The sequence below is a fragment of the Candidatus Omnitrophota bacterium genome (genome assembly GCA_030688425.1).
Classification (GTDB): domain Bacteria; phylum Omnitrophota; class Gorgyraeia; order Zapsychrales; family JANLHA01; genus JAUYIB01.
The window spans coordinates 1-15,042 of the sequence record JAUYIB010000010.1 but is presented as its reverse complement, the minus strand read 5'-3'; the positions used below and the strand labels follow the sequence as shown (position 1 = coordinate 15,042).

Sequence of the window (15,042 nt, the reverse complement as noted above, 5' to 3'; positions counted from 1 at the left end):
TGCCCTGTGTTTTGCTTCCTGTGCCTTTTTGATGTTGGCCGCGCCCTGTGATGCCAAAAAACCGTCCGTGGGCAACAAGCAGGAACAGTCCGCTTTTACCCAGAAATATTTCGAGATGAAGGCCAAGGGCGGTCAGGAGTTCAAGGATTGGAAACAGTCGGTCCAGATGGACCAGTCCGGCAAGGATGCGGAAGAGCGCTTTAACATGCTCAACAATCTGGAGGGTGATAAAACCGCTGACGGAAAGCCGAAGTCGCCGGAGCAATTAGAGGCCGATAAGCAGAGACTGCAGGAGATCAAGAAAAAACAGGGGTTCATGGGCGATCCGACCGACAAGGGGCCACAGGACTGGTCGGATTATAATATAGAAACGGACGCCAACGGCAATGTCACTGGTTTTAAAGAGAAGGATTTCGAAGAGAAGGACAAGGATAAGGACGGCGAGATCTCCGATGAAGAGCGCGCGGAATGGGACGCGAAAAAGAAAAAAGAACATGATGAGGCCGGCGGCGCGCCGGGCGAGGTCCCGCCCATCGCGGATTGGGACAAGGACGGCGACGGCAAGCCGGACCCCGGATTTGAACGCGACTGCTGGCAGTGCAAGAAACCGCCCGAGGACCTTCATGAATGCGTTGACGGCGCCCTCGGCCCCTGCGACAGCCACGCCTGTGACCAGGACCAGGAGGAATGCGTCGAGCATGTCGAGACCCACGGCGGCAAGGAGTATCGTTGCCACAACTGCGTGCCCAAGAAAGAGAAACCTTTTTGCGAGGCGTGCGGGTTTTCGTCCGACCCGAACTGCGGCGGGGAGTGCCGGCAGGGGCCGTGTGTCCCCATTGATTTGAACAAAGAATCCTGTGATGTCATCCCGACCGCCCAGACCCGCGAGCGCGGTTCCACACAGCAGTGCTACACCTGCATGCGCGTCACAACGATTGAGGTCACGTGGGTCATCATCATTGTGGAAACGCCGTTTGAACGGTTTGTCCTTGGGAAAGCCAACCCGTTAGATGCTTTTAAGCCGGCCTCGGTCATGGCATTGGCCAAGGTGGACAAGGCGAGCGGGATGATCCAGAACACCGTCGGCCAGTATAAGGCGGTCACGGATTTCCTGGGCGGGTTTAACGTCGGCCTGGGGCCGATGGGGATGACCACCACCGGCAAAATGAGCATGGACCAGCTGTCCGGCCTTTTGGGGAGCAAGTTGTCCGGCGGTGGGAGTTATGGCTCGGACTGCTTCGGGGACGTTGTCGACGAGGCTGACAAGCAGGCGGAAGCCGAGGGGATGCCTACCAGCCAGGACATTGGCGGCACCGGGAAGGCGCGCAAGGCCGACAAGAAAAAAGGTGAAAGCGAAAATATTAATGAGGAGCAGTTGAAGAAAGCGGACCAGGCCGGCAGCCCGGCCGTGACAGGGCCGATCGTGGCGTGCGGGAACGAAGGCCGCAACAAAGTTTTGCGGATTTACGACGCCAGCGGGGCCCTGGTGGACACGATCACCCAGGCGATGTTCAAGGCCAACCCGGGCATCATCACCGAGAAGCTCGGCGCGGCCCAGCAGTTGACCGACATATTCATCCAGAAAAGCGGGATCGATTTCTCCTCGTATATCGAAAAATTCACGGGGCTTCCGCTCAAGGACATGCAGTCCTACGCGGCCAAGGTATCCCAGATCAAATCCAGGGTTGACCAGGCCGTCGGCGTGGCCGCTTCCCAAAAAAAGAAGAAGGGGCAGAAGGAAGAAGAACCCAGGATTATCATCCCGAACGATCCGCTGTATTTGTCTCCGGACGCGGGGAAGAAAAAGAGCGCGGTGAAGGAGCGGATGAAAAAGATCGCGGCCAGTCCTCTCGGCACGGGGATGCGCATGGGCGGTGGCGAGGTCGGCGCAGGGAGTGACGATCCTCTGGAAGAGATGCGCAAGGCAAAGGCCGAGGCCGTCCAGGACCAGTGGAGCCTGCGCAAGATCGGCTTTACGGATGAATCCGATCCGAATTCCGCCTGGAACGTGGTCGAAGCTTCGGAAAAGAACGTTGTCGTGGCCGTGATCGATTCCGGGCTGGACACGACGCATCCCGACGGGCCGCAGTATCTCTGGACGAACCCGAAGGAGACGCCGGACAACGGCATTGACGACGACAAGAACGGGTTCGTGGACGACATCCATGGCTGGAACTTCCTGAACGAAAACCATGATTTCACCGATGTCCGCGGCCACGGGACCTTTGTCGCCGGGATCATCGCGGCCAAATCCAATAACGGGATCGGCATCGCCGGCATCAACCCCGGCGCGGTGATCATGCCGGTCAAGGTGGCCGACGACGAAGGCGTGACGAACAGCCTGAACATTTACCGGGGGATCAATTACGCGGTCAATCACGGCGCCAAGATCATCAACGTCAGCCTGGGTTCCCGGAGCGTTTCCAAACTGGAGCAGCAGGCCATTGAGCGGGCGAGCGCCATGGGAGCGTTGGTCTTTATCGCCGCGGGCAACAGCAATGACAATTTGATGGAATTCGGCCCGGCTTCCTCCAAGCACGGCCTGGCGGTCGGGCAGATCGACATGAGCGGCGTGCGCTCGACGGTCTCCAACTGGGGGCCGAACTTAGGGCTGGTGGCGCCGGGCGAGCAGATCCTTTCCCTGTGCTCGAAGGACAACAAGCACGTCCTACCGTCCATCCGCAAGGAAGGGTACTATCGCCAGGACGGGACGTCGTTTGCCACGCCGATGGTGGCCGCGACCGCGTCGCTGATTTGGGCCAAGAATCCGAATTTGACACATCAGCAGGTCGCGGATATGATACGGATGACGGCCACGGATATGAACGAGCCGGGCTGGGACGGCATGACCGGTCACGGGCTTCTCAATGCCGCGTCCGCCCTGCGGGCCGACGCGGATGAGAAACTGGTCCTCATGTTCACAACCTTGCGCCTGAACCGGGACATCCATGACAAGGTCATCTCCGTCGATGTTTTTGGCACCGCGCGCGGACAATTTAAGGAGTTCTTCGTTGAGATCGGCAAAGGCAAAAATCCGGGGCAATTTGAAGCCGTTGCCGGCCCGCTCTCCGAGCCCCACATCCACCAGCACATCGCCCGGATCAACGTTCAAAAATCCCTGCGCGGCAGCAAGGACTGGGTGTTCCGCATCCGGGCCGTTGATCAAAGCGGGGCCGAGCGGATCGCTTCCACGCCCTTCAGCCTGCCCAAGTAAATTCACCCTTCACAGGATCCGGCTTCCCCATGGATGTCTTTCCACTTCACCCTGAGTCCATCGTCCGCCGTGACGCCATTATCAAGGAACACCAGGCCCTGATCCTCGAGATGCGGCGGGTTGAGAAGGACATAGAAAATCTGCTTCGCGAATCCAGCCCTCGATGGAAGGAGCTGGAAAAAGAGCGCAACGCGTTGTATGTCCGGATCGAGCCGTTAGTGGAAAAGTATTGGGACTGGATCCCGCCGGTTTTCTTGAGCCGTTGCCCGTTCTGCGGGGAAACGCTACGGCGGCTTTTTGATCCCGTCGATCTGAGAGGGTTCTGGTGGATGGACAGGACGCAGCGTTCCAGGCCGGAGCCGGCGAGTTGTGGGCATTTCCGTCTGCTTCTTGGTGCCGTGAACCTTAACGGCCTGCCGCCTCAGGGCGGGCTGTTCGAATGCCGTCCGGGGCCGGATGTGCCATTCGTGATCCAGAGGATCCTGGATTTGCCGAAAATGACCGTGGTCGTGTCTGCGGTCCCGATGCGCTGCGGCTACATCGCCTATCCAATCGCGTATTTTTCTGAAATCGAACCGCCGCCACGATCACTGACCCAGTCCTGGGCCCGTCTGGAATACCGGTTCCGCGCGCAAGACGGCCGCCAGGGATGGGACAGGGTTGCGGACCCGCATGAATATGATTTGATCCCTTGGATTAAACGGGGAAAAGTGCGGTGGTTGATCGCAGGGGACTTGAGTGCTCCGACGGAGCCGCCGGACCGGTATCCGTTCAGGGCTGTCCGCGGAGCGGCGAAACCGCAGGTCGTTCTTGGCCGGGAACTCAGCTATGTCTCCGGCTGAATGGGACAATTGAATTTGGCATGATTCTGCCATAGAATAATTCCGGCAAGAAATGGAGGGGCCATATGGCACAGATCAAAGAGAAAATCGCCGTTGTCACCGGCGGTAACCGCGGAATCGGGTTTGAGATTTGCCGTCAGCTCGCCCGGCAGGGTGTTCTCGTGGTGCTGACCAGCCGTGATGAGGGGCAAGGTCTGCGGGCGTGTGAAATTCTGCATAAGGAAGAGCTTTCCATCCGCTATTGTCCGCTCGATGTGGATCACCCCGGGAGCATCGAGGATTTTCAGATTTTTATCCAGAGAGAATTCGGCCGTTGCGACATCCTTGTTAATAACGCCGGGATTTTTCCCGACAGCCGCAACGCCGATGCCGAAGATTTTCCGAGCATTTTTCACGGGAAGGCCGAAACCATCACCCGCGCCATGGTGACCAATGTCTATGGTCCCCTTTTGCTGTGCCAGGCCATCGTCCCGCTCATGATCAAACATGATTACGGCCGGATCGTCAACATGTCCAGCGGCATGGGACAGCTGACCGACATGAACGGGGGATACCCGGCGTACCGGATTTCCAAGACCGCCCTCAACGCCCTGACGAGGATGCTGAACGACGAATTGCTGGACCGTAACATCCTGGTCAACAGCATGTGCCCGGGCTGGGTCAAGACGGACATGGGCGGCCCCGGCGCCACGCGTTCCGTTGAGCAGGGTGCCGACACCGCGGTCTGGCTGGCGACTCTTCCGGACGGCGGTCCCCGGGGTAAGTTTTTCCGGGACCGCAAAGAGATCCCCTGGTGATCATCATCCCGGCGGCGTCCGCCGAACCCCCAATCTTTTCATGAAACTTTATCGCGTTGACAAGACCGTCCTGATTTTCAAGAATGGCGCGAAGGCCTTTCTCGGCGGCCTCACGTCCAACGCCATGGACAGGCCATGGAACGCATTTCTGAATATTCACGGCAAGATCATTGCGACATTCGACCAGCGGGTGCTCAATGACGATGAGGTCCTTGCGGTGATCGAGCGGCCTCTTGTCGACGCCGTTTTGGGCCACCTGGATCGTTACATGCGCTTGAGCGGTGTGACGGTTGAGAAAAGGGATCACCGCGTTTATTTCGACCTTGAGGGAAATATTCCCGCCGAAAACGATGAATTTGCCATCCCTCAGAAACACGGCAAACTGCTGGTCAGCCGCCGGGACAGGGAGTGCCCGGTCAGCGATGGAGAATTCTTGCTTTTTCGTTTGCGGCACAATATCCCATGGCCGGGGGTGGATTATCAAGACGACTTCGCTTTGAATGTCAGTGAAGACGATTTTGTGTCCTACACAAAGGGATGCTACCTTGGCCAGGAGCCCGTGTCCAAGGTCCATAGCCGGTCCCGTCCCACCTGGAAACTGGCGGTCCGGTTTGAGGATGAGTGCGATGCGGAGCAGCGGTCCCGGATGACATCAAAGGCCTTGGATGAAGAAACCGGGCGGGTGCGGGGCTTTGTTTTCACCAAAAACAGTTGACCGGCCCTGGAATTCCCTCATTGACTATCTTGATGGATAAAGGTATATTATTCTTTCTTAAGAATAACAGCGTCCGGGACGCCGGGTCCTGGCCGCGCAAGGGGAAATAGCATGGCCAAGAAACATCAAAAAATCGGTTTGCGGACGAGCAGCGTTCATACGGGGATTTATAAGGACGCGAGTTATAACTCCGTCACCACCCCGATCTATCCGACCTCCACGTTTTATTTCCACGAGCTGGGAAAGAACAAGGGATATGACTATACCCGCAGCGGCAATCCGACCCGTTCGGCGCTGGAAGAGAACATTGCCGCACTGGAAGGCGGGACCGGCTGTTCCGTGACCGCGACCGGCATGGCCGCGATCACGGCGGCCCTGTTTCTCCTGGAATCCGGCGACCACGTGGTCACGGGCGATGACATCTACGGCGGGACCTACCGTCTGTTCGCTTATGTCCTGCCCAAGATGGGGATCAAATTTTCCTTTGTCAACATGCGCGATCTTTCTGCCGTGAAAAAAGCGATCCGGCCCGAGACCAGGATGATCTGGATCGAGACGCCGTCCAACCCGCTGTTAAACATTGTGGATCTGGACGCCGTGATCGCCCTGGCCAAGACGAAGCAGCTTTGGGCGATCGTGGACAATACGTTTTTGTCTCCGTACTTTCAAAAGCCGTTTGAATTTGGGGCCGATGCCATCGTCCATTCGACGACGAAATATATCAATGGCCACAGCGATGTGGTCGGTGGAGCCATTGTCTATGGGAATAAGGAGATCGAGCAGAAGCTCAGGTATGTTGTCAACGCGATCGGCGTTGCCGAGTCGCCGTTCGATTCCTGGCTTGTCCTGCGCGGGGTCAAGACCCTGGCCCAGCGGATGGAGGCCCATCAGGACAACGCCCTGGCGATCGCCAAATTCCTGGAAAGCCATTCCAGCGTGAGAAAAGTTTACTACCCGGGGTTGCAGAGCCATCCCCAGAGGGCCTTGATCAGGAAACAGATGAAAGGTTTCGGCGGCATGCTGGCGTTTGAGCTGAATACCAAAAAGGCCCCTCTCCGGCGCTTTTTCAGCCGGTTGAAGTATTTTTCACTGGCCGAATCGCTTGGCGGTGTCGAGTCGCTGATCGAGCATCCCTGGAGCATGAGCCACTCGTCCATGGGAGAGGCGGCCCTCAAAGCCTCAGGCATGACCCGCGAAACCATCCGGGTCTCGGTCGGCATCGAGGATCCGCGCGACCTCATCGCCGATTTGGCCAACGCGTTGAAGCCTTAATGAGGTCCAAACTTATGGAGCTGTAGGCGAATATAAGTTTGATGGCCGAACCCGTTCGACTAGGCTCAGGGTGGTTTGGCCCAGAGGGGCCAAACCACCGAAGGCCCCGCAGCCATGATTTGCGTCAGCAAATCATGCGGGGTATGTCATTCCCAACCCATTCCAACCGCGGTGCGGCTGACGTGTTTTTTTCTTCCCCCCAGGATCCGCAGAGAAATTATCTTTCCGACCCCGACGTCCTTTTGATGTCGGCGTTCCAGAAGGGCGACCCCGCGTCGTTCGAGACCCTGATGCGCAAGTATTACGCGCGGGTCCTCAATTTTATTTACCGTTTTGTCGGATCCAAAGAAATTGCCGAGGATCTCACCCAGGAAGTCTTTCTCCGGGTCTACAAGACCGCGCCCTCTTACAAGCCCCAGGCCAAATTTCAGACTTGGCTTTATACCATCGCCAAAAACCTCAGCCTTAATGAATTGCGCAGAAATCGCCATCGGACGTTCTCTATGGACGAGGAGATTGCGGGATCGGACGGTGAGCTCCGGCGTCAATTTGAGGACCATTCCATCCCCCGGCCGGATGCGGCCTTGGTCAAAGAAGACGCGGCCAAGGCTGTGAAGGAGGCGATCAACGCGTTGCCGGAGAATCAGCGGCTGGCCGTCATCCTGCGCCGGTATGAGGATTTTTCTTATGAGGAAATCGCCAGGACCATGAATTGTTCCGTCAAAGCGGTCAAATCCCTGTTGAATCGGGCCAAGGAGAATTTGCGAAACGCCCTTGGAAAATATGTGCAGGGGAAACAATGATTGACCCCAGCTGCCCTCATCGCTTAGCAGGGCAAACCGGCTGGGGTTAATTCTGGCTCTGATTTGCGTTCATCCCGCTTCTTGCCTGGGCAGCGGGATTCCGCAAATCATGCGTCATTAAATATTAAGAAACTTTTAATGGTTTGGGGTGTTGAAAGGTCCAGGAGGCAGACATGAATTGCAAAAATGTTAAAAAAATGATCCCGTCCTATTTGGACGAGGATTTGAAACCCGCAGAACGGGAAGAAGTTAAGAACCATCTGCCCTCGTGTGAGTCCTGCCGTCAAGAAGTCCTTGCCTATGAAAAATCCTGGAATGTATTGAAACAATGGTCCGCTGTCGAACCGGATCCCGGCTATATCTCCCGTTTTTGGACGCAGCTGGGACAGGAAAAGTCGTGGTTGGGGCAGGCCGCGGATGCGGTCAAATCCTTGGCTTTGCAGGTCCGCTTTGTCCCGGTTTATGCGGCGATTGCCGTTTTGGCGGTGACCGCTGTGATGACCCTGCGTTTGTCCGTGAGGACTTACCAAACTGAGGTGGTTTTGACGAGGCTTTCCGGGGAAGACATGGAAATGGTGGAAAATATCGATCTGGCTGAAAACTTTGAGATCGTTGCTGAGATGGATCTGTGGGAAGACATGGATGTTATTGAAAGTTTGGAGGTCCCTGGGACCCCGGCCGAAGGCGTGTCATGAAACCGGCCGGGATGATGCCGATTCTGGGGTTGGGCCTGCTGCTGGCGGTTTCCGGGCAGGCGGCCGGGGATGAGAAGACCGTGAAGCCGGAAGATTTGGCGGTCATCGAGAATATGGACCTGTTGGAGAATTGGGACGTTTTGCAGGATGAAGAGGTTGAGTTTCTGGAAGAATATGATGTCGCGCAGAAATCCATGGAGGACAAGGATGAAAAATAAATGGACGATGGTTGTGTTGGCGGGGCTCCTCCTGTGGGGGGTGCCGATGGTGGGGATTCCCGGGGTTGCCGCGGCCGAGGACGAAGTCCTGCCTCCGGCGTTGAGGGGAAAAAACGTCGATCCCGAGAAATTGAAAAAATGGCAGAGCCTCAGCGAGGAGCAGAAAGAGCGCCTGCGCCGTCGTCACGAAAAGTGGCAATCCATGGATCCCGAGCGCAAAGAGAAGATCAAAAATCGGTATCAGCGGTTTCAGAAGCTTCCCCCCGGGCGCCAGGAAGAGATCCGCAAGAAGTGGCAGAGTTTCAAGAATCTTCCTGAAGATCAGCAGGCCGCGATTAAGGAACGTTACCAGCGCTGGCAAAACCTCCCCCCGGATGAGAAGGCTCGTCTCCGGCAGCGTTCCCAGCGGTGGGAGTCGCTTTCGCCGGAGCAAAAAGAGCGGATGAAAGAAAAACGCGAGAAATGGCAGTCCCTTCCTCCCGAGAAGCGCCAGGAGTTGCGTAAGGCCATCCGGGATCGCGATTCCCATCAGCGTTCTATGCCGTCAAGACGGCGGTAATTTCGCTGGTGGCTTTTTGATTGACCTCCCCGTTCACCGTTCGCACTGTTTCTGCGCAGGGTATAATTTCATAGCCAAAAAACCGCGTTTTTGTTAAGATAACAGCCATGAAAATGTTTTTATCTATCCGATCCGCCTTGGCCGGTTTGTGTGTGTTTTTCGTTTTTTCCGGGTTTTCCAATGATCCCTATTCCGACATGGAAACCGCGATCATTGAACAGGATTATAAAAAGGCGGAATCCCTGGCCAAGGGGTTTATCTCCGCTCATCCTGAGTATCCCAAGCTGGACGCTGTTTATTATTACTTGGGGTTGAGCCAATTGAACCTGGGGCAGATTCCAGATTCCCGTGAGACCTTCAGCCTTCTGATCGACAGGTTCCCATCGCAACCGCTGCTGGACAAAGCCTATCTCGGGTTGATTGACGCCTGTTTGCTGGGAGAGGATCATGCCAATGCCCTGATCGTGGCAGAGGCGCTCCTGAAGGCCAGCCCCCAGTCGGAATTTTTGGGATTGATCTATCTGAAATTCGCGCGGGCCCATTTGAAAATGGCCCACTGGCCCCAGGCCCGCGGTTATCTCGAGAGAATCATCGCGGACTTCCCTGACGGCATGGAAGCCCATCTGGCACGGCAGCTTCTCGAAGAAAAGCAGTTCTTTTCCGTCCAGGTCGGGTCTTTTCTGGACCGCGGCAGGGCCGAGGGGCTCATTGGCGACTTGAAGCTGAAAGGCGAGTATGCCTATATTGTCGAAACCAAAGACTATTCCGGCAAGAAATTCTACCGCGTCCGGATCGGGCAGTTCTCCGGCCTGGGAGAAGCGCAGGGCCTTCAAAAAAAGCTTGCAGATCTTGGTTATCCCACCCGCATCTATCCCTGATATGCCTCGTCAGAAAATTTTATTCGTCGTCGGCCCGACCGCCGTGGGCAAGACCGACGTCGCCTTTGCCTTGGCCCGGCGGCTGGGCAGTGAGGTCATCTCTTGCGATGCGATGCAGGTTTACCGGGAGGTTTCCATCGCGACCAACAAGCCCTCCCCGAAAGTGCTCAAAACGGTCCCGCACCATTTGATCGGACATGTGCCGGTTGAGCAGAAATTTGATGTCGTCTCTTTTAGGGCTGCCGCTGTTCGGGAAATTTCTCGCCTTTTGGCTGACGGAAAAGTTCCCGTTGTCGCGGGCGGCAGCGGGATGTACATGCAGGTCTTGCTGGATGGGATTTTTGAGGATGTTGGCAAAGCCCCCGGTGTACGTCCGCACCTGGAAGCAAGGGCAGACGCAGAGGGAGTGGACGCCTTGCACAGGGCGCTGGCCGGGGTTGATCCGGCGGCCGCTCAGAAGATCCATCCCGGGGACCGGCGCAGGATCATCCGCGCCTTGGAGGTGTATGCTTCGACGAAACGTCCCATTTCTGAACTTCAAAAAAGCCGCCGGGGGTTGTGGGAGGATCATGATGTTTCCGTGTTCGCCTTGAACCGGGATCGCCGGGTGCTGTATGAGGCGATCAATGCCCGCGTGGACAAAATGTTTGAAGAAGGCCTCCTTGACGAGGTCCGGCGGCTCCGGGCCAAACCGTTGAGCCCGACGGCTGAGGCGATCATCGGGATCCAGGAGGTGTGGGGGTATCTGGACGGCCAATATGACCTGGATCGGGCGAAATATCTGATGAAGATCAACACCCGGCATCTGGCGAAGCGGCAGTTGACCTGGTTCCGCAAGGACAAACGGTTGCAATGGATAGATGTCGATAAGTTCCCGGGGGTTGAAAAAGTTGTGGAATACATATTGTCCCAGACGGGGATTTTCGATATTCTTAAAGAGAAAGGATCCCGGCATTGAATTTGACTATCAATTCCAAAGAAAAAGTTTTGCTGGCCGTCGTTGAATATAAGCGTAACGGCGGACTCTGGACGATTGAGGACACGGCCCGGGAAATGGAGGAGCTGGTGCTGGCCTGCCATGGGGAGGTTGTGGACAAGGTGTTTTGCCGCATTGACAAACCATCGGCCACCTCTCTGATCGGCGAAGGCAAGGTCAACGAGATTGCCGCCCTTGCGGCCGCCAAGGGAGTGGACACGGTGGTGTTCAGTCATGAATTGAAAGGAAGTCAGCAGAGGAACCTGGAGGAGATCATCAAGGCCAAAACCATTGACCGGACCCAGTTGATCCTCGACATTTTCGCCCGCCGGGCTTCCAGCCAGGAAGGCCGGATGCAGGTGGAGCTCGCGCAATTGGAGTATCTTCTGCCCCGGTTGGTCGGCAAGGGCATCGCGCTTTCGCGGCTGGGCGGCGGAATCGGGACCGTGGGGCCCGGGGAAACAAAGCTGGAAGTGGACCGGCGCCGCATCGGGGAGAGGGTCGCGAAACTGAAAGATGATCTTAAGGACGTCGCTTTAGCCCGCGCGACTAAGCGCAAAAAGAGGAAAGACCAGGGGATCCCCCTGATTTCCTTGGTCGGTTACACCAACGCCGGCAAATCCACATTGTTGAATACACTGACCCAGGCGGAGCAGGTCACAAAAGACGGCCTTTTTACAACCCTGGACTCCGTTTCCCGGCAGTTTTCACTCCCCAATCACCAGAAAATGGTCCTTTCCGACACGGTCGGGTTCATCCATGAGTTGCCGCACAATTTGATCGAAGCCTTCAAGGCCACGCTGGAAGAAGTCGTTGAGTCCGACCTGTTGATGCATGTTGTGGATGTCAGCCATCCGAAGTTTCGCAATTTATACGATTCCGTGGTCAGCGTCCTGGGGCAACTGGACGTGGCCGAGAAAACCGTGATCACCGTGTTGAACAAGATCGACCGTCTGGAAGACAAGTCCTCGTTGCCGGAGCTGGAGAAGATGTTCCCGAACAGCGTTTCTATTTCGGCGCTGAAGGGGGAGCGCCTGGCGGAGTTGCTCGAGAAGATCGGCGAAATGACGGCTTCTCTTATATTGGACGTCCAGGTCACGCTGCCGATCATGCGGATGGATCTGATTAATCTGGCCCATAAAGAAGGTCAGGTGTTCTCCGTGAAATACTACAACGACAAAATATTTCTGCACGCCGCCTTGCCCCACCAACTGGCCGGAAAGTTTTTAAAATCCTCGTTATGAGCGTGGCCCCCCTTGCAAGGCGTTAGTTAGAATATCTAATTATCATAGTTAAAATATATTGACATTTTAATTACAATATGATATATTCTCGTTGAGATTGAGAGGTCCCGCTATGGCTGCCACGCGCAAAACATCCAACGCTTTGGATGGCTTTGAGATCAAGATCAACGCCAATGACCCGGTGTACGTCATCAGCGTTGTGAGCGAGCTGGTGCACATCCCTGTGTGGACGTTACGTAAATTGGATGACATGGATATTGTAAAGCCGAAGCGGATCGGGAAAAAGACCCGCTGCTATTCTTCAGGGCAAGTGAAAATGTTGTTGTATATTCATTATCTGATGGAGGAAAAGCGGGTGAACATCAGCGGGATCAGGGTGATTTTGGAGATGGGGGATATCCTGTAAATTTTTTTGGCTGATAATTAGCAGTCGTGCCGCCCCAGTGCTAACGGATGTTCATTTCATAGAAACCAAATAAAAAAGGAGGTGTTCCATGGAACTGATGAAATGGAAACAGGAACGATTAAACGATCCGTTCAAAGAGTTTTTCGACTTTGAATCTCCTCTGCTGGGGTATTCGCTTTTCCCTATCACCGGCAAAGGCTGGAACGGCACGAGGGGACAGCTGATCCCTGCCATTGATGTTGCGGAGGACAAGGACAACGTGATCATCAAGGCGGATATGCCCGGGTTAAAAAAAGAAGAAATCAGCGTCTCCCTGGACAATGACGTGCTGATGATCCGCGGGGAACGGAAGTCTGAAGTTGAAAAAAAGGAAAAGAATTTTCATCGGGTGGAACGATCCTGCGGGATTTTTGAGCGGAGTCTTTCCATCGGAACACCGGTGGATGAGACCAAGATCAGGGCCACTTACAGGGACGGGGTCCTTGAGCTGGTCCTGCCAAAAAAAGAAAAAGAAAAAACAAAACAAATTGAAATCAAAGCCGAATAAAGTGGCTGCAGACACGGGGGAGGGGCAACCCCCTCCCCCATATTGTGATCGAGACCAGCGGGATTCCGCCCGCGACAGGTCGAGAGGAGATTCTTCATGTTACGACTTGATAAGTTTACCCAAAAAAGCCGGGAGGCCATTCAATCGGCGCTTGACCTGGCAACGGAATTCAAGCATCAGCAGGTTGAGCCTGAACACCTGACTTATGCCCTGATGAAGGACAAGGAAGGCGTTGTTCCCCTTCTGCTGGAGCGCTTGGGATTGTCGCTGGAATCTCTCCGCGCAAAGATCGAGGCAGACCTGAAGAAAAGGCCGGAGGTCGAAGGCCAGGGGGCGTTCCTGTCCCAAACCGTCAGCCGTGTTTTGTCTCAGTCGCAGAAGATCGCTTCGCAGATGAAAGACGAATTTGTTTCGCAGGAGCACATCCTTTTGGCGTTGTCGCAGGACGGCACGACGGTTTTGAGCCAGGAAATCAAACGCAACGGAATCCGCGAGAATGATATTCTGAATATTTTAAAACAGATCCGCGGCGGACAGAAGGTCACGGACATGAACCCCGAGGATAAATACCAGGCCCTGGACAAATACGGGCGCGATCTGACGGATCTGGCCCGCAAGGGCAAGCTGGACCCCGTGATCGGCCGCGACGACGAGATCCGGCGCGTGATCCAGGTTTTGTCCCGCCGGACAAAGAACAATCCGGTCCTGATCGGCGAGCCGGGTGTCGGCAAGACCGCGATCGCCGAGGGTTTGGCGCAGAGGATTCTTTCAGGGGACGTTCCCGAGGGGCTCAAGAACAAGAAGGTGATCACTCTGGACATGGGCGCGCTCATCGCCGGGGCGAAATACCGGGGAGAATTTGAAGACCGCCTGAAGGCCGTGCTCAAGGAAGTCGAATCGCGGGACGGCGAGATCATCCTGTTTATCGATGAATTGCACACGATCGTGGGCGCGGGCCAATCCGAAGGCGCGATGGACGCATCCAACCTTTTGAAACCCGCTCTGGCCCGCGGCCTGTTGCACTGCGTCGGGGCCACGACCCTGGACGAATACCGCAAGCGCATCGAAAAAGACGCGGCCCTGGAGCGCCGTTTCCAGCCGGTCCTGGTCGAGGAGCCCACGGTGGAAGACACGATTGCCATCCTCCGGGGACTCAAAGAACGTTATGAGGTCCATCACGGCGTCCGGATCCAGGACGCCGCCCTGATCGCGGCCGCGACCATGTCGCACCGTTATATCACCGACCGTTTCCTGCCGGACAAGGCGATTGACCTGGTGGACGAAGCCGCCTCGGCTTTGCGCCTCCAACTGGAAAACAAGCCGGCGGCGCTGGAGGAGGCCCAGACCAGCATCATGCGCCTGGAAGTGGAAAAAGAAGCGTTAAAAAAAGAAGTCGCCCTCAACGACGACCGCGTCGCCAAGGCGCGGATTAAAGAAATTGAGCAGCAGGTCGGTGAGCTCAAAGAAAAGTTCGGCGAGCTGGAAGTCCGCTGGAAAAACGAGAAAGAATTGGTGGCCGACATTAAGAAGACCAAGTCCGAATTTGAAGCCTTGCGCCTGGAAGCCGAGCAGGCCGAGCAGAAGGCCGACCTCTCGCGGGCGGCGGAGATTCGCTACGGCAAAATTCCCGAACTGGTCAAGGCGCTGAAAGTTAAGGAAAGCAAATTGAAGAAGCTCCAAGCGGAGCGCCGGATTTTGCGCGAGGAAGTGGGGCCCGAGGACGTGGCGATGGTGGTGGCGCGCTGGACGCATAATCCGGTGACCCGGATGCTGGAGGGCGAATCGGCAAAGCTCCAGCGGATGGAAGAGGGGCTGAAACAACGCGTCCGCGGCCAGGACGAAGCGGTGCGCAAGATTACCGAGGCCGTTAAGCGCT

General features: G+C 56.0%; 15 protein-coding genes. All 15 read left to right on the top strand.

Annotation, left to right across the window (positions count from 1 at the left end; genetic code table 11):
• Positions 1-31 precede the first annotated feature (31 nt).
• Positions 32-3,214, top strand: coding sequence for a S8 family peptidase (locus Q8Q08_00530; protein ID MDP2652498.1), 3,183 nt, complete (start codon positions 32-34; stop codon positions 3,212-3,214).
• Positions 3,215-3,243: 29 nt separating this feature from the next.
• Positions 3,244-4,056, top strand: a complete 813-nt coding sequence (locus Q8Q08_00525; protein MDP2652497.1) for a hypothetical protein — start codon at positions 3,244-3,246, stop codon at positions 4,054-4,056.
• A 65-nt stretch (positions 4,057-4,121) separates the two neighbouring features.
• The gene (locus tag Q8Q08_00520; protein ID MDP2652496.1) at positions 4,122-4,853 is read left to right on the top strand and encodes an SDR family oxidoreductase; all 732 of its coding nucleotides are present in this window, start codon (positions 4,122-4,124) and stop codon (positions 4,851-4,853) included.
• A gap of 40 nt (positions 4,854-4,893) precedes the next feature.
• Positions 4,894-5,568 carry a hypothetical protein gene (locus Q8Q08_00515; protein MDP2652495.1) on the top strand — a complete coding sequence of 225 codons (675 nt, stop codon included), beginning with the start codon at positions 4,894-4,896 and terminating at the stop codon, positions 5,566-5,568.
• Between the two features lie 111 nt (positions 5,569-5,679).
• Positions 5,680-6,840, top strand: coding sequence for a PLP-dependent aspartate aminotransferase family protein (locus tag Q8Q08_00510; protein MDP2652494.1), 1,161 nt, complete (start codon positions 5,680-5,682; stop codon positions 6,838-6,840).
• A 143-nt stretch (positions 6,841-6,983) separates the two neighbouring features.
• Positions 6,984-7,643: a sigma-70 family RNA polymerase sigma factor gene (locus Q8Q08_00505; GenBank protein ID MDP2652493.1), complete on the top strand. Its 660-nt coding sequence runs from the start codon at positions 6,984-6,986 to the stop codon at positions 7,641-7,643.
• A 173-nt stretch (positions 7,644-7,816) separates the two neighbouring features.
• The gene (locus tag Q8Q08_00500; protein ID MDP2652492.1) at positions 7,817-8,338 is read left to right on the top strand and encodes a zf-HC2 domain-containing protein; all 522 of its coding nucleotides are present in this window, start codon (positions 7,817-7,819) and stop codon (positions 8,336-8,338) included.
• On the top strand, positions 8,335-8,556 hold the full coding sequence (locus Q8Q08_00495) for a hypothetical protein (protein MDP2652491.1): 222 nt from the start codon (positions 8,335-8,337) through the stop codon (positions 8,554-8,556). The genes Q8Q08_00500 and Q8Q08_00495 overlap by 4 nt, the downstream gene beginning before the upstream one ends.
• Entirely contained in the window at positions 8,546-9,115 is a 570-nt protein-coding gene (locus Q8Q08_00490) for a DUF3106 domain-containing protein (protein MDP2652490.1), read from the top strand. Before Q8Q08_00495 ends, Q8Q08_00490 begins: the two co-directional genes overlap by 11 nt.
• Before the next feature lie 107 nt (positions 9,116-9,222).
• Entirely contained in the window at positions 9,223-9,993 is a 771-nt protein-coding gene (locus Q8Q08_00485; GenBank protein MDP2652489.1) for a tetratricopeptide repeat protein, read from the top strand.
• A 1-nt stretch (position 9,994) separates the two neighbouring features.
• Entirely contained in the window at positions 9,995-10,951 is a 957-nt protein-coding gene (gene miaA / locus Q8Q08_00480; GenBank protein MDP2652488.1) for a tRNA (adenosine(37)-N6)-dimethylallyltransferase MiaA, read from the top strand.
• Positions 10,948-12,213, top strand: coding sequence for a GTPase HflX (hflX, locus tag Q8Q08_00475; protein MDP2652487.1), 1,266 nt, complete (start codon positions 10,948-10,950; stop codon positions 12,211-12,213). The genes miaA and hflX overlap by 4 nt, the downstream gene beginning before the upstream one ends.
• A 112-nt stretch (positions 12,214-12,325) precedes the next feature.
• The gene (locus Q8Q08_00470; protein ID MDP2652486.1) at positions 12,326-12,619 is read left to right on the top strand and encodes a MerR family transcriptional regulator; all 294 of its coding nucleotides are present in this window, start codon (positions 12,326-12,328) and stop codon (positions 12,617-12,619) included.
• Positions 12,620-12,707: 88 nt separating this feature from the next.
• Complete coding sequence (locus Q8Q08_00465; GenBank protein MDP2652485.1) at positions 12,708-13,166, top strand: Hsp20/alpha crystallin family protein; 459 nt, start codon at positions 12,708-12,710, stop codon at positions 13,164-13,166.
• 96 nt (positions 13,167-13,262) lie between these two features.
• Positions 13,263-15,042: Clp protease N-terminal domain-containing protein (locus Q8Q08_00460; GenBank protein MDP2652484.1), on the top strand; the 1,780-nt coding region annotated here is incomplete at its 3' end.

Excerpts from the sequence above, each read along its gene's own strand:
- Q8Q08_00530 (MDP2652498.1), top strand. The coding sequence starts at position 32 with ATGTTGGCCGCGCCCTGTGATGCCAAAAAACCGTCCGTGGGCAACAAG.
- Q8Q08_00505 (MDP2652493.1), top strand. The coding sequence starts at position 6,984 with ATGTCATTCCCAACCCATTCCAACCGCGGTGCGGCTGACGTGTTTTTT.
- Q8Q08_00525 (MDP2652497.1), top strand. The coding sequence starts at position 3,244 with ATGGATGTCTTTCCACTTCACCCTGAGTCCATCGTCCGCCGTGACGCC.
- miaA (MDP2652488.1), top strand. The coding sequence starts at position 9,995 with ATGCCTCGTCAGAAAATTTTATTCGTCGTCGGCCCGACCGCCGTGGGC.
- Q8Q08_00515 (MDP2652495.1), top strand. The coding sequence starts at position 4,894 with ATGAAACTTTATCGCGTTGACAAGACCGTCCTGATTTTCAAGAATGGC.
- Q8Q08_00500 (MDP2652492.1), top strand. The coding sequence starts at position 7,817 with ATGAATTGCAAAAATGTTAAAAAAATGATCCCGTCCTATTTGGACGAG.
- Q8Q08_00520 (MDP2652496.1), top strand. The coding sequence starts at position 4,122 with ATGGCACAGATCAAAGAGAAAATCGCCGTTGTCACCGGCGGTAACCGC.
- Q8Q08_00510 (MDP2652494.1), top strand. The coding sequence starts at position 5,680 with ATGGCCAAGAAACATCAAAAAATCGGTTTGCGGACGAGCAGCGTTCAT.
- Q8Q08_00490 (MDP2652490.1), top strand. The coding sequence starts at position 8,546 with ATGAAAAATAAATGGACGATGGTTGTGTTGGCGGGGCTCCTCCTGTGG.
- Q8Q08_00485 (MDP2652489.1), top strand. The coding sequence starts at position 9,223 with ATGAAAATGTTTTTATCTATCCGATCCGCCTTGGCCGGTTTGTGTGTG.
- Q8Q08_00470 (MDP2652486.1), top strand. The coding sequence starts at position 12,326 with ATGGCTGCCACGCGCAAAACATCCAACGCTTTGGATGGCTTTGAGATC.
- Q8Q08_00465 (MDP2652485.1), top strand. The coding sequence starts at position 12,708 with ATGGAACTGATGAAATGGAAACAGGAACGATTAAACGATCCGTTCAAA.
- Q8Q08_00495 (MDP2652491.1), top strand. The coding sequence starts at position 8,335 with ATGAAACCGGCCGGGATGATGCCGATTCTGGGGTTGGGCCTGCTGCTG.